General features: G+C 36.4%; 10 protein-coding genes. 3 read left to right on the top strand and 7 right to left on the bottom strand.

All coding sequences use genetic code 11. From position 1 onward, the window contains the following. Positions 1-63: 63 nt before the first annotated feature. A complete protein-coding gene (asnB, locus tag IR022_RS05200) occupies positions 64-1,734 on the bottom strand; it encodes an asparagine synthase B (protein ID WP_194202884.1) in 1,671 nt (556 codons plus the stop codon). Between the two features lie 285 nt (positions 1,735-2,019). Here asnB and gltB point away from each other — a divergent pair, with 285 nt between their 5' ends. The 3 genes from gltB (at position 2,020) to IR022_RS05185 (ending at position 8,383) form a co-directional block, all read left to right on the top strand. Continuing rightward, complete coding sequence (gltB, locus tag IR022_RS05195; protein WP_194202883.1) at positions 2,020-6,522, top strand: glutamate synthase large subunit; 4,503 nt, start codon at positions 2,020-2,022, stop codon at positions 6,520-6,522. Between the two features lie 104 nt (positions 6,523-6,626). Then, entirely contained in the window at positions 6,627-8,051 is a 1,425-nt protein-coding gene (locus IR022_RS05190; protein ID WP_194202882.1) for a glutamate synthase subunit beta, read from the top strand. A gap of 89 nt (positions 8,052-8,140) precedes the next feature. Next, positions 8,141-8,383, top strand: a complete 243-nt coding sequence (locus tag IR022_RS05185) for a hypothetical protein (protein ID WP_194202881.1) — start codon at positions 8,141-8,143, stop codon at positions 8,381-8,383. A 12-nt stretch (positions 8,384-8,395) separates the two neighbouring features. Here IR022_RS05185 and rodA read toward each other — a convergent pair whose 3' ends face one another. From rodA to purH, 6 genes are all read right to left on the bottom strand, one after another. Beyond that, positions 8,396-9,853 carry a rod shape-determining protein RodA gene (rodA, locus tag IR022_RS05180; protein ID WP_050709634.1) on the bottom strand — a complete coding sequence of 486 codons (1,458 nt, stop codon included), beginning with the start codon at positions 9,851-9,853 and terminating at the stop codon, positions 8,396-8,398. 27 nt (positions 9,854-9,880) lie between these two features. After that, entirely contained in the window at positions 9,881-11,821 is a 1,941-nt protein-coding gene (gene mrdA, locus IR022_RS05175; RefSeq protein ID WP_194202880.1) for a penicillin-binding protein 2, read from the bottom strand. Further along, entirely contained in the window at positions 11,818-12,327 is a 510-nt protein-coding gene (gene mreD / locus IR022_RS05170) for a rod shape-determining protein MreD (RefSeq protein WP_050709633.1), read from the bottom strand. Before mreD ends, mrdA begins: the two co-directional genes overlap by 4 nt. Next, positions 12,317-13,174 (bottom strand): rod shape-determining protein MreC, encoded by an 858-nt coding sequence (gene mreC, locus IR022_RS05165; protein WP_194202879.1) that lies wholly within the window; start codon positions 13,172-13,174, stop codon positions 12,317-12,319. The genes mreD and mreC overlap by 11 nt, the downstream gene beginning before the upstream one ends. 90 nt (positions 13,175-13,264) lie before the next feature. Next, on the bottom strand, positions 13,265-14,290 hold the full coding sequence (locus IR022_RS05160; protein WP_050709631.1) for a rod shape-determining protein: 1,026 nt from the start codon (positions 14,288-14,290) through the stop codon (positions 13,265-13,267). 114 nt (positions 14,291-14,404) lie between these two features. Then, positions 14,405-15,928 (bottom strand): bifunctional phosphoribosylaminoimidazolecarboxamide formyltransferase/IMP cyclohydrolase, encoded by a 1,524-nt coding sequence (purH, locus tag IR022_RS05155; RefSeq protein ID WP_194202878.1) that lies wholly within the window; start codon positions 15,926-15,928, stop codon positions 14,405-14,407. Positions 15,929-16,021: the final 93 nt, after the last annotated feature.

Genomic DNA, 16,021 nt, shown 5'->3' with positions numbered 1-16,021 from the left:
AAACGAAAAAAGCAATATAGAATCGCTTCTACATTGCTTTTATGTGCGTTAAATATTTAGGACTTAATTTTCGTAAGCTTCGGCGTGAACGGTTTTTACTGCACGTCCAGATGGATCTATTCTGTTTTTGAATGAAGCATCCCATTCTAAAGCAACGGCACTACTGCACGCTACGGATGGAACGGAAGGTACGGTTCCCGCAGCGGATGCCGAAGGGAAATGTTCTTCAAACATTGTACGATACCAATATTCTTCTTTAGACATAGGCGGATTAATAGGGAAACGCTCTGAGGCCTTTTCCATTTGCTTGTCAGTCACTTTTTTGCTAGCCACTTCACGCAAGGTATCAATCCAATTATAGCCAACACCATCCGAGAATTGTTCTTTTTGTCTCCATGTTACACTTTCTGGTAAATATCCTTCGAATGCTTTACGTAGAGCATATTTTTCCATCTTTCCATTTCCACATATTTTATCCTGTGGATTCATTCGCATCGCAATATCCATAAATTCTTTGTCAAGAAAAGGTACACGCCCTTCAACTCCCCAAGCAGCCAATGTTTTGTTAGCACGAAGGCAATCGTATAAATGTAATTTATCTAGTTTACGAACAGTTTCTTCGTGTAAAGCTTTTGCATTGGGTGCTTTGTGAAAGTATAAATAACCTCCGAATATTTCATCAGAACCTTCTCCTGATAGTACCATTTTCACTCCCATCGATTTGATAAAACGGGCAAGTAGATACATAGGTGTAGATGCGCGTACTGTGGTTACATCGTAAGTTTCGATATGATAAATAACATCACTCAAAGCATCAAGTGCCTCTTCTACGGTGAAGTGTATTTCGTGATGTACAGTTCCTATATAATCTGCTACTTTTTGAGCTGCAATTAAATCGGGTGCACCTTCTAAACCAATAGCAAAAGAGTGTAACTGTGGCCACCAAGCTTCGGTCTCATTGTTATTTTCGATACGTCTGGCTGCAAACTTCTTGGCAACAGCAGATATAATAGATGAATCTAATCCTCCCGAAAGTAGTACTCCGTAAGGTACATCAGACATTAATTGGCGATGGACAGCATCCTCCAGTCCTTTTTTAAGAACTTCTAAGTCTGTATTATTGTCCTTTACATTGTCATACTCCATCCAATCGCGTTTGTACCATTGTTTAAGCTCTCCATCGCGACTATCATAATAGTAGCCTGCCGGAAATTCTTTGATATTGGGACATATACCTTCCAAAGCTTTTAGCTCGCTGGCTACATAAAATTGTCCGAAATCGTCATATCCCATATATAAAGGAATGATTCCCATATGATCGCGACCAATCAGGTACGAATTGTTTTCGATATCATAAAGAGCAAAAGCATAAATACCATTGAGCTCATCAAATAGATTTATCCCTTTTTCTTGATATAAAGCTAATAGGACTTCACAATCAGAATTAGATTGAAATTCGTATTTTCCTTTAAATCGATTTCGTATATTTTGATGATTATATATTTCGCCATTTACAGCTAATACAAGATTCTTATCTTTATTGTATAAGGGTTGACCACCTGACTTAATATCAACGATAGAAAGTCTTTCGTGTACTAATATTGCTTTCTCGCCACAATAGATTCCAGACCAATCTGGACCACGATGACGTATGCGTTTTGCCATTTTTAGTACCTGAGAACGTAGATTAGTTAAATCTTGCGTTAAATCGAATGCTCCTACGAATCCACACATATTATTAGTTTGTTTTTAGTCGAAATTTTGACAAATATATGTTATTTTATTTTGTAATTGTATGTTTTTGTAGAATAAAAACACTTAAATGGTATAAATAGTTCCCAAAAAGTAAATAAATGAATGTTTAAACGTATTGTTTTTGTTAAAATTTGAATTTTTGACTATAAAAACAATTTAAAAGTAACAAAATATATTATATTTGCAGATATTATTGTCTTTTTAGTCTTTTAGATGGGGTAAAAAGAAAATATTGATTCACTTATCTTATATCAACTAAGTAATATGCAAGACTTATCATTAGTAGAGCAAAATGGGTTATACGACCCCACATATGAACACGATGCTTGCGGTGTTGGTTTAATTCTTCATCTTAAAGGAGCTAAATCACACGCCATTGTAGAAAATGGTTTACAAGTATTGGAAAATATGACGCACCGTGGAGCTGAGAGTGCCGATAGCAAAACTGGTGATGGTGCAGGTATTATGCTACAAATACCACACGAATTTATTCTTCTTCAAGGCATTCCCGTTCCCGAAAAAGGACATTATGGTACTGGGCTTGTATTTCTTCCTAAGGACGAAATGGAAGCTGAGATCTATATGATTACACTGTCGGATCTTATTGAGAGAGATGGTTTAAACCTTTTGGCAGTAAGGGATGTACCTGTGAATAGCGATATTTTGGGCGAAACATCAAAAGCCAGTGAGCCGACTATCAAACAAATATTTGTTACAGGAGAAGGTTTATCGCAAGATCAATTGGAACTGAAACTCTATTTGTTAAGAAAAAAGATAGAGAAAGTAATTTTGAGTTCTACAATTAAGGATAAACGTAATTCTTATATTGTCAGCTTATCAACTAAGAGGATTATATATAAAGGGATGCTTACCTCTCTTCAATTGAGACATTATTTCCCCGATTTGTTAAATCCTAATTTTACAAGTGGAATAGCTTTAGTACACTCTCGTTTTAGTACAAATACGTTTCCTACATGGGATTTGGCTCAGCCATTCAGAATGGTAGGACATAATGGAGAAATAAATACTATCAGAGGTAACCGATTGTGGATGGAAGCACGCGAAAGTGTTGTAAAATCAGAATCTTTGGGTGACATGAAAGAAATATGGCCTATCGTACAACATGGAATGAGTGATAGTGCTTCGTTTGACAATGTATTGGAATTTCTTGTGATGTCGGGCAAATCATTACCTCATGCTTTGGCAATGATGATTCCCGAATCTTGGAACTTTAAAAACCCAATATCTTCCGATCTTAAAGCATTCTATGAATATCACAGTATATTTATGGAACCTTGGGATGGGCCTGCAACCATACTATTTTCAGACGGACGTTATGCTGGAGGTTTGTTAGATAGAAACGGACTTCGCCCTGCTCGTTACCTTATTACGCACAACGATGTAATGGTGGTAGCTTCTGAAACCGGTGTTCTTTCTTTTGAGCCTTCGGAGATAAAAGAAAAAGGACGCTTGAAACCTGGTAAAATGTTGATGGTAGATACCCTAGAGGGTACTATCCAATATGATCCCGAATTAAAAGAAAGCTTAGCAAAAGCTTATCCATATAGAGATTGGTTAAATAAAAACAGAATCTCGTTAGACGATATTTCTTCTGGAAGAAGTATTAAATACTCTCTGGATAATTATTCTCAGCATTTAAAAGTTTTCGGATATTATAAAGAAGATATTGAGAGAATAATTACACCAATGGCTGTGGATGGTAAAGAACCAATAGCTTCCATGGGGAATGATACTCCTGTGGCGGTATTGTCAAGTAAACGTTATCGTTTATTTACTTACTTCCGTCAGTTATTTGCACAAGTAACTAACCCTCCTATTGACCCTATTCGTGAAGAATTGGTAATGTCATTATCAGGTTACATAGGCTCGCTTCATAAAAATATATTGGAGCCAATGCCCGAACATTGTAAGATGGTTGGCTTGTCGCATCCTATTATTACTAATCGTGAACTTGACCTTTTAGTACATATCGAGTATAAAGGTTTCAAAGCTGAAACCTTATCATTATTATTCAATCCTAAAGACGGTGCGGCAGGTTTAGAAAAAGCTATCGAAGATTTATGTTTGAAAGCTGAAAAAGCTGTAGACAAAGGCAGTAACTATATCATTATTTCCGACAGAGGTATTGATGCCAATCATGTGGCAATACCTTCGCTGTTGGCGGTTTCTGCGGTTCATCATTACTTGATAGATCGCCGTAAACGTATGCAGATTGATATTGTAGTAGAATCTGCCGAACCTCGTGAAGTGATGCACTTTGCCCTATTATTTGGATATGGAGCTAATGCGGTTAATCCTTATTTGGCATTTGCAGTTCTCGAAGATTTAGTGAAAAGCGGAACTATTCAACTCGATTTCCATACAGCAGAAAAGAACTACATTAAGTCTATCGACAAAGGATTGTTGAAGACCCTTTCTAAAATGGGTATTTCTACTTTAAAGAGTTACTTAGGTGCTCAACTGTTTGAAGCAATAGGAATTAGCTCTGCTGTTATAAATAAATACTTCAAGGGTACAACTTCTAAAATTGAAGGTATAGACCTGAAAGATATTGCAGCCGATACAATTGAAGCCCACACCGAAGCATACGAAGTTGATTATATCGACAGTTCGTTAATTAATCAAGGAATATATGCTTGGAGACGTGATGGTGAAGATCATGCTTGGAATCCCGAAACGATAACCAAACTTCAATTGGCTACACGCTTGGGCAGTTATAAGAAGTTCAAAGAGTACACGGAATCCATTGATAAAAAAGAAGAAAAATTATTCTTACGTGATTTCTTGGATTTTGATACAAATACCCCTATCAATCTTGATGAAGTAGAGCCTGTTTCGGAAATAACTAAACGATTTGTAACGGGTGCTATGTCATTCGGTTCGATCAGCCGCGAAGCTCATGAAGCGATGGCGATTGCCATGAATGCCATCGGAGGAAAAAGCAATACAGGTGAAGGTGGAGAATTACCCGAGCGTTTTGCAACCAATGCCCGATCGGCTATTAAGCAAGTTGCCTCAGGGCGTTTTGGTGTGACTACCGAATATCTGGTAAATGCAGACGAAATTCAAATCAAAATAGCTCAGGGAGCAAAACCCGGAGAAGGTGGTCAGTTACCCGGTTTTAAAGTAGATAAAGTGATTGCTAAAACACGTCACTCTATTCCCGGAATCTCATTGATATCTCCTCCCCCACATCACGATATTTACTCGATAGAGGATTTGGCTCAATTGATTTTTGACTTGAAGAATGTCAATCCGCAAGCTATTGTGAGTGTGAAGCTAGTGTCCGAAAGTGGTGTTGGTACTATTGCTGCCGGAGTTGCAAAAGCAAAAGCCGATCTTATATTGATAAGCGGATGCGAAGGAGGTACAGGAGCAAGTCCTGTAAGTTCAATCAAACATGCAGGTTTACCTCTCGAAATCGGATTAGCAGAAGTTCAACAAACACTTGTAATTAATGATTTACGTGGACAAATTCGCTTGCAAACTGATGGACAATTAAAAACAGGTCATGACATTATAGTGGCCTCTATGCTTGGAGCCGAAGAATTTGGATTTGCTACAAGTGCATTGATAGTTCTTGGTTGTATAATGATGCGTAAGTGTCATATAAATACTTGCCCAGTAGGTGTTGCTACTCAGGATGAAGAACTGAGAAAGAAATTTATCGGAAAGAGTGAATATTTGATTAACTATTTCAGCTTCTTGGCTCAAGAGGTCCGTGAGCATCTAGCTGCTCTTGGATTTACTTCTTTAGATCAGGTTGTCGGACGTACAGACTTGCTGAAATATGTAAAAGATAATTCGAGCAGTAAATTGAGTAAGTTAGATTTATCGAGAATCATTTACTCCCCCGAAGCTGCTAAAATGAACGCTGTAAAACAAGTTAAAGGACAAGATCATAAATTACAGGAAGTAATGGATGTTGAATTGATAAAAACTTCTCGTCCAGCCATTGAAAAAGCCATGCCTGTAGAACTGTCTCGTTCCATAAAAAATACAGATAGAGCTGTTGGTTCTATGCTTTCGGGTGAAATAGCAAAACGTTATGGAAATGACGGATTGCCTACCGATACTATTCAATGTACCTTTAAAGGATCTGCGGGACAAAGTTTTGGAGCGTTCCTTTCTCATGGAGTAACTTTCAAGCTTGAAGGTGATGCTAATGATTATGTTGGTAAAGGGCTGTCTGGTGGTAAACTAGTGATTGTACCCCCTACTACATCAACTTACAAACCTCAGGATAATATTATTGCAGGAAATACTTTATTGTATGGAGCAACAGGTGGTGAAGTATATATTAACGGACAGGTTGGCGAACGTTTCTGCGTAAGAAATAGTGGAGCAATAGCTGTTGTTGAAGGAGCAGGTGATCATTGTTGTGAATACATGACCGGCGGACGTACTGTTGTCTTAGGAAAAACAGGGAGAAACTTTGCAGCAGGTATGAGTGGTGGAATTGCTTATGTATATAATGGAGATGGAGATTTTGATTTCTTCTGTAATATGGAAATGGTTGAACTCTCTTTAATTGAAGATAGTACAGATAATAAAGAACTGCATCAATTAATCTCTCAACATTATAAATATACTAAAAGCCCATTAGCGAAGAATATTCTTGAAAACTGGAATGAAGAAGTGAACAAGTTCATAAAAATTATGCCTATCGAGTATAAAAAAGTTCTTCAAGAGGAAAAAATGGAAGCTTTGAAAAAGAAAATTGCAAACGTAGAATTTGACTACTAAGGTCTCAGACCTTTTTATTGCTTTGGTCTGTAATATTACTAAAGCTTGTTATTGAGAATAATATGGTAATAAATAGTTTAGAATACATAATATAACGGGGAATCATGGGAAATCCAAAAGCATTTTTAACAGTAAAAAGAAAAGAAGCGGGATACCGTCCTCGTCAAGAACGTATCCTCGACTTCGGAGAAGTTGAACAGACTTTAAACTCAGAAGATAGACAGCAACAAGCCTCACGTTGTATGGATTGCGGAATACCTTTCTGTCAATGGGGATGTCCTCTTGGAAATAAAATGCCTGAGTGGCAAGATTATATTTATAAAGGAAACTGGCGTTTAGCAGCAGAAGTACTAATGCAAACAAATGACTTTCCTGAGTTTACTGGACGTATTTGTCCTGCTCCATGTGAGAAAACTTGTGTTTTGTCTTTGCATAAATCTCCGGTAACTATCCGTGAGAATGAAGCATCAGCATTAGAGCATGCTTTTCAGGAAGGATATATCAAGCCTTTTATACCAAAGGTAAGAACAGGAAAGAAAGTGGCAGTAATAGGTTCAGGTCCATCGGGAATGGCTGTTGCTAATCAATTGAATCGAATGGGACATGATGTTACTGTTTACGAAAAGAACAGCCGTATTGGAGGTCTACTCCGCTTTGGTATTCCTGACTTTAAATTGAATAAAAATATCATTGATCGTCGTCTTGAATTGATGGAGGCCGAGGGCATTAGATTTGTAACCAATACCGAAGTAGGGATAGATATTAAAGGCAAAGACTTAATCAAAAATAATGATGCTGTTTGTGTAGCTATCGGTTCGCAAGTTCCTCGTGATTTACCCGTTGAAGGCAGAGAGCTGAAAGGTGTCTATTATGCTATGGAGTATTTGACGATGGAAAACAGATTAGTGGCTAAAGAAGAAGTTCCAGTAGATAAGATTATAAATACAAAAGGTAAAAATGTATTGGTAATTGGTGGTGGTGATACTGGATCGGATTGTATTGGTACAGCTAATCGTCAAAAAGCAGCTAATATTTTGCAGATAGAAATTATGTCCAAACCTCCAACATTGGATGAGTTAGAAAATAGTTGGCCAATACCATTTCCAGGCGTAATGAAAACCAGTTCTTCTCATCTTGAAGGTTGTGAGCGTCGTTGGTCGATGAACACCAAACGCTTCATAGGAGAAAATGGAATATTAACAGGTGTTGAACTTGTAGAAATAGCTTGGGAGAAAGATGATTCTGGAAAAATGGTGATGAAAGAAGTTGGAAAACCCGAAATCTTGGAAATTGATTATGTTTTTCTTGCATTAGGTTTTATACACCCTATTCAAGATGGGCTGTTGGCCGAGCTTGGTGTAAAAGTAGATGATGTTCGTAAAAATATTGCTACTGATGGAAACAGATTAACTAATGTTTCGAAAGTATTTGCAGCCGGAGATTGTGTTAGTGGACAATCCTTGGTGGTAACAAGTATAGCATCGGGACGTAGGACAGCTAAACATATAAACGACTATTTGAAGAAATAATCTATATCTTACGATTTCATTAAACAAAAGAGAATGTCTATATTGGCATTCTTTTTTGTTTTTGGCTAACTAATTGTGAGGATTTATTTGTGAGAACTTTTGTATTTGTATTAATAGGAATTATTAGTGGAGGTTTATTGGGAGTAATAACTACATTATTTCTCGATTTGTTTTCTCCAAGTGTTATAAGATTTATCTCTAGAGTTGTAAATAGAGGTCAACCATCCAATTGGTCAAATATTGAACATGGTGTTGTATTTATCTTTTTGGGAATTAGCTTGACGGTAATAGGGATTATTATAGGAGCCTGTATTGCTTACAATATGGCATGAAACAGAAAGTATTTATCTCCTTTTTCTAGCCATATCTAGACGTAAGAATATAAATAAAAGAATTGTAAAAGCCAATAATGAAGATCCACCATAACTAAAAAATGGCAAGGGAATTCCAATAACGGGTAACAATCCTATAACCATACCAACATTTATTGTTAAGTGGAATAAGAATATAGAGCCAACTCCATATCCATAGACTCGTCCGAAGGTGTTTTTCTGTCTTTCTGCTAAAAAGAATACCCTAATTATAAGAGCCGACAATCCTAGCAATACTAACACAGACCCAAGAAAACCCTGCTCCTCTCCTACTGTGCAGAATATAAAGTCGGTATCTTGCTCAGGTACATATTTTAATTTGGTCTGCGTTCCGTTTAAGAAACCTTTACCCAATGCTCCACCTGAACCTATTGCTATTTTTGATTGATTGACATTGTATCCTGCCCCCATTAAGTCATCCTCCATACCTAGAGAAACCTTAATCCGTATTTGTTGATGCGATTGTAGAACATCTGTAAAAACATAGTTTACAGAGCTAACATACACAATACTACCAATAGCAAATAGAGCTAAGAATAAATAGGTTTTAGACCACTCGCGACCTGCTGTAATGAGTAAATATATTATAACTGCACTGATAGCAGTAATGGAAATAATACCCCAATTTATATAAATATCAAAGAGAGAAATTACATAGCAAATACCTCCATATATGGCTGTTCCTAATAATATAAAAGATGCTGTTTTATAATCTTTACGAAAGTTGATTGTCAGAATAGCTGTCACGACAATAATGAAAAGGATAGATATACACTCTCCCATTGTGAGAGTTCCCACATCGATATCCGAATATTTTAATCCTATAATGAATAGGATAACTGCACAAATTCCTGAAAATAAAACCATTCCCGGTAAGCCCTCTCTGTATAGAACTAGTATAAAAGCTGCAAAAACAAGAGCTGATCCTGTTTCTTTTTGAAGCATAATAAGTACCATTGGTAATATTATCATTATAGATAATATCAGCAGATTTTTTGCTGTGAGCAATTTAAAATTGTAGCTATTCATAAATCTAGCTATCGCTAAGCCAACAGCAAATTTGGTAAATTCGGCAGGCTGTAGGCGTATAGAATCTGTTATAACGAGCCAAGATCGAGAGCCTTTTATGTCGGGTGCTATAATTATGGTGACTATCAATAAAGCAATGAAAAATGCATATACGAAATAAGCTAGAATATCATACAGATTATTATCTAACTTGAGTAGTACAAAACCGATTATAATTGATATCCCCATCCATACAAGTTGCATACCTGCACGACCCGAAAAATCAAATAAGCTAGTTACATGATCGTAGTCGTAGCTTGCACCGTATATGCTAAGCCATCCCCCAATTATTAATAGAAAATATAAAACTATTATAAACCAGTCGACACTTCCTGTAATATGATCGTCTTCTTTTTTTAGCATGTATAATTTAAATCTATTCGGCGATTTTTATTCTTCAACTATTACGTCTGCTTCGCTTGCTGTACTTTGCTGTGTGGCAACATCACTTCTTCGTTGCTCCCAAGTATTTAAAACATTAGGCAGAATTATAGCATTTGCCATGTTATCTTCCAGATATTTTTCATTAGCAGGTATTTCACCTTTCATGTATTTTAGAATCATTAATCGTCCAATTGGCACAGCAAATCGAGCTCCAAAACCAGCGTTTTCAACTAGCACCGAAATAGCAACCTGAGGTTTGTCAACTGGCGCAAATCCCATAAACCAAGAGTGGTCTCTACCATGAGGGTTTTCAGCAGTCCCTGTTTTTCCTGCCACTGCAATTTCGGGGAGAAGATTTGCACCTCTACAAGTACCTCCAGTTACAGCATTTGCCATACCTTCGACTATTGTTCTGTAATGCGCTTCTTTAACGCCTGTATAGCGTTTATCTGTATATGTTTTATCTAAAGGTGTATCTTGAATTTGTCTTACAATATGAGGAGTATAGAAGAAACCTCTGTTAGCAATTGTTGCACCTAAATTAGCTACTTGCAATGGGGTTGCCAAAATTTCACCTTGTCCTATTGCAATAGAGATAACGTTCTGAGCGTACCATTTTTCGGTTCTAAAAATCTTTGTATAAAATTGGCTATTGGGTACAAGCCCCCTCTTTTCTGAAGGTAGATCAACGCCTAGTTTATAGCCAAATCCCATAGAGACTAAATAATCTTTCCAGATATCAAAAGCTTCTCCGATGTTTGCATATTTCTTTCGATTACTAAGCATAGCGTTTAATCCATAGCAAAAATAAGAATTACAAGAAGTAGCTATTGCTGGTACTAATGATAGTGGCGACCCGTGGGCATGACATCGAGGCCTTCCGCCTCCTGGAGGATAGCCTCCTGCACAAGAATAGGCTGTTTCTGCTGAAATAATGCCCTCTTCGAGAAAGATTAATCCTTGAGTTGTTTTGAATGTAGACCCTGGAGGATATGCACCTTGTGTTGCTCTATTGAATAGAGGCTTAGAAGGATTTTGCTCTAGTGATTTATAATTGTTCCCAAATTCGCGTCCTAACAAAATGGAAGGGTCGTAAGTTGGAGAAGTAACCAAACATAAGATTTCACCCGTAGAGGGTTCGATCATAACTATACTACCAATTTTATTTTGCATTAGATATTCGCCATAAGCTTGTAGTTCTATATCTATCGCTAATTTGAGGTTTTTTCCGGAAACAGGATTTACATCATGTTTGCCATTCTCATATTTTCCTTTTATTCTTCCATGTGCATCACGAAGGAGAATTTCCACTCCTTTTTGTCCTCTTAGTATATTCTCATAAGATGTTTCTATACCTGATTTTCCGGCATAATCACCTCTAACATAATAAGGGTCTTCTGCCAGAGTTGCTTTATTGACTTCGGCAACATATCCTAGCACTTGAGCAGCATTGACAAAATTGTATTGGCGCAGGGCTCTATTCTGGATATAGAATCCGGGAAACTTGTACAATTTTTCTTGAAAAAGACCATACTCACGAACTGTGAGTTGAGTCATAAGAGTTTGTAGCGTGTAAGAAGAATAACCGGGATTAAGTCTCCGATCCTTAACATCACTTATCTTTTTCTCTAATTGATCCTTTGTAAGTCCTAGAATATTACAAAAATCGAGAGTATCAAAAGGCTCTACTTCTCGTGGTATATATACTATGTCGTATGTTGGCTGATTATAGACTAAGAGACGGTCTTTGCGATCTGATATAGTTCCCCTTGCCGGATATAACGTTTTTTTGAAAAAAGCATTGCTATCTGCTGAATATTTATACTCGTTCTGAATTATCTGTAAGTTGAACAATTGAAAAATCAATACAATAACAATAATTACTGTTATTGCTATAATAGTATAATATCTTTTTTCAGAATGTAAACTATTATTATCCTTGCTCATGCTCTCTTTCTTTTAACAGCAAAACCTTCAATAGCATAAATTAAAATGGAGGTAAGAAGTGTAGAACTTATTATACGCAGCATTATCGTAGGAAAATTGAGATATGAAAATGAGCTAATTGAGATAAGTGCAAGATGATGAATAAAAACAATCACGATTGTGTACTTTATAAAAGCAAGCCCTAGATTGGGAATGCTTGGTATAAAATGTTCGAAATCTTCTCTTGCAAAGAATAATCCTTGAACAGGGCGACGCATAAATGCAGCCAAAACAGCAGCAGCGGCATTCTGTCCTAGAGTATTACAGAATATGTCAATAGAAAAACCTAAAAGAAATGCCGTAATTAAGACTAAATTACGATTTGTTCCGATAGGCATTTTTATTATAAAGTATATGTATAAGAAAGGTGTAGCATAGCCCAGAAAAGAGATATGATTAAGCACCAGTACTTGAAGAAGCACAAGTATAATAAATGAAATAGACTGTTTCAGCCAATTACCTGCCATTAGTTGTAATTTCTTTTTCTAAGTGTATAAGCTCTTCTCTATCGTTGTTTTTTATAATCAATACATCCTTCAAAGAACTAAAATCTGTCGACAATCGTATTTTCAGAGTCAGAAAGTTGTCATCGCTTTGATTTTTAGAATCTTCTACAACCCCTACAATAATTCCTTCCGGAAATATTCCTGAATTACCACTTGTTATAATCGTATCGCCAACAGCAAACTTCTCGAATCGAGGAAATCCTTCAAGATTCGTGTATCGATAATCTGTTCCATCCCAAGCCAATGTTCCGGGGTTATTAGAACCTTTCACTTTGCAGTTAAGACTGGTCTTAGGGTTTATGATAGTTTGTACAACCGAGTAATTAGGAGATACTGCCCTAACAATGCCTACTATACCTTGTTGAGATACAACACCCATCTCGTTATGTACACCCTCGTTACTTCCTTTATTGATTGTAATATAATTCTCTATCTGAGAAATGCTATTATTTATAACTCTGGAAATAATAAACTCGAAGTGTTTATTGGGAATCGAATCTAAAACTATAGCTTGAGTTTTAAGACTATCGGTATTTCTGTCATGTATGTGACTTTCGAGTTGAAGAACTTTGTTCTGTAACTCGGCATTTCTTAATAACAAATCTTGATTGGTCTCTTTTAAACCAAAGTAAGATGTTACTTCACCTGAAATAGCATAAACTCTTCCAACAATTTCGTTCGAAGAGTTTAAGTATACACTCCTTTGGAAGGAGTTATATTGGAATATAAAATAAAAGCACAGTATTTCGAGGAGTATAAATAGAAACCACGAACTGTTTTTTATTAAAAAAGCTATTAAGTTGCGCATGTATACGTATCAGATCACACACTTTGGGTGCATAAAAAATTAGAATCAATAAACATGATAAACTATTAAGTTGTATTAAACTTAATAGTTTTATCTCATCAAGAAATTAAATTTCTCAATATTGTTCAGTGCTATTCCTGTACCTTTTGCTACAGCATGAAGAGGATCTTCAGCTACATGAAAAGGAATACCTATTTTATCTGAAAAACGTTTGCTTAGTCCTCTTAATAACGCACCACCACCTGTAACATAGATGCCATTTTTTACAATGTCAGCATATAATTCAGGAGGAGTTTGCTCAAGAGCACTTAAAATAGCAGAGTCCATTTTAGAAATAGATTTATCTAAGCAATGAGCCATTTCCTGATAAGAAATCGGAATATCCATTGGTAATGAAGTCATTCTATTTGGTCCATGTACAATAAAATCTTCGGGCTCTTCATTTTCAGCAAGTTCTGTCAAAGCAGATCCTACAGCAATTTTGATACCTTCGGCTGTACGTTCTCCAACTTTAATATTGTGTTGACGACTCATGTATTCCTGAATATCTTCAGTTAAATCATCACCTGCAATTTTGATAGATTTGTTTGAAACAATACCGCCTAATGATATAACCGCGATTTCAGTAGTTCCACCGCCTATATCAACAATCATGTTGCCTTCAGGGGCTTCAACATCTAATCCGATACCTAATGCAGCTGCCATTGGCTCATAGATCATATATACATCGCGTCCTCCAGCATGTTCAGCAGAGTCACGAATCGCACGAATTTCGACTTCTGTACTTCCTGATGGAATACAAACTACAATACGTAATGATGGCGAGAATAAACGATTTTTGTTATCAATCATTTTTATCATTCCTCTAATCATATGCTCTGCAGCCGTAAAGTCTGCAATAACACCATCTCTCAATGGACGAATTGTACGAATATTTTCATGGGTTTTCCCATGCATTTGACGGGCTTTATCTCCTACTGCAATAACCTTATCAGTTTTGCGTTCGAGAGCTACCACTGAAGGCTCGTCTACAACGATCTTCCCGTCTTTAATGATGATGGTGTTGGCTGTTCCAAGATCCATCGCTATTTCTTGTGTAAAAGAGAATAATCCCATCTTGTTATTTTTCTTTAAACTAATTAAGTAATAGGTAAATATTTAATGCCCGACTTTCGAAGTACAACTAGTAGTTATACGAATCAGATCAAAGCAATAAAAAGGTCTGCGACCTTAATGTTTGAAATGACGGACACCTGTCATTACCATTGAGATATTGTTTTCGTTACAATATTCAACAGACAGATCGTCTTTTACAGAGCCTCCAGGTTGTATAACAGCGGTTATACCTGCATTGCCAGCAATCTCTACACAGTCGGGAAATGGAAAGAATGCATCTGATGCCATCACAGCACCTTGCAAACTAAATCCAAATGTATGAGATTTCTCTATAGCCTGTTTTAGTGCATCAACTCTTGACGTTTGTCCTGTGCCGCTCGCCAATAATTGTTTGTCTTTTACCAAAATAATCGCATTTGATTTAGTATGCTTCACAAGTTTGTTTGCAAATAATAAGTCTTCTAGTTCGGTACCTTCTAACTGACGGCGAGTAACTAAAGTCAAATCTTCCTTATTCTGTATACTAAGATCTCTATCTTGAACTAATACCCCATTTAAAAGAGAACGGAATTGAGATGTTTCTGTAATCTCTCCCTTTTGTACAAGTATTATACGATTTTTCTTCTGGGTCAATATTTCTAAAGCTTCTGCGTCATATGCAGGAGCTATAATAATTTCAAAAAATATAGTATTGATAGCTTCTGCAGCTTCTTTATCTATTTTAGTATTCGAAACAATAATTCCCCCAAAAGCAGAAAGAGGGTCAGCAGCTAAGGCTATATTCCAAGCTTCTAATACTGTTGCTTTGGAAGCTATACCACATGCATTGTTATGCTTTAATATGGCAACTGTAGTTTCGTTAAACTCGCTTATTAAAGATACGGAAGCATCTATATCAAGTAGGTTATTATACGAAATCTCGCGACCATGTAATTGCTCGAATAAGCTTTCAAAATCTCCGTAAAACGATCCTTTTTGGTGAGGATTTTCTCCATAACGAAGATGTTTTACTTTATTTTCGGTTTTACGGAATGCGGTACATTCGTCCTTATCCATATAGTTGAAAATAGCAGAATCGTATTCCGAAGATACTCCAAATGCTTCTTTAGCAAACCATTTGCGATCATCTATTTCCGACGATCCTTGTTTGTTATCTAATAAAGCAGAAAGAGCACTGTATTGTCCTTTAGATGGTACAATCACAACGTCTTTGAAGTTTTTAGCAGCAGCTCTTATTAGAGAAATGCCACCTATATCTATTTTTTCGATAATGTCTTTTTCTTCAGCACCCGAATCTACAGTCTCTTGAAACGGATACAAATCGACGATTACAAGATCAATCTCGGTAATATCATAAGCTTTAGTTTGCTTAGCATCTTCCGGTAGTTCTCTCCTACTTAATATTCCTCCAAAAATTTTTGGATGAAGTGTTTTAACCCGACCTCCTAATATAGAAGGATATCCTGTTATATTTTCGACTGCTTGACAAGGAAACCCTAGTGATTCGATAAATTCACGAGTTCCTCCAGTTGAAATAAACGAAACTCCTAAAGAGTTCAACTTTTTCAGTATTTCATCTAATCCATCTTTATGATAGACAGAGACTAATGCGGTTTTAATTTTTTTAGTAGAAGACATAGAACTAATAGTGTAACTTTTTTGGTTCACAAAGGTATAAAATCTATCTCATATACTTCAGATATGCAATGAAAGATTTTAGAATTTTTACAA

Source organism: Dysgonomonas sp. GY617 (assembly GCF_015233815.1).
GTDB lineage: Bacteria > Bacteroidota > Bacteroidia > Bacteroidales > Dysgonomonadaceae > Dysgonomonas_A.
This window is presented reverse-complemented; position numbering and strand designations above follow the sequence as displayed.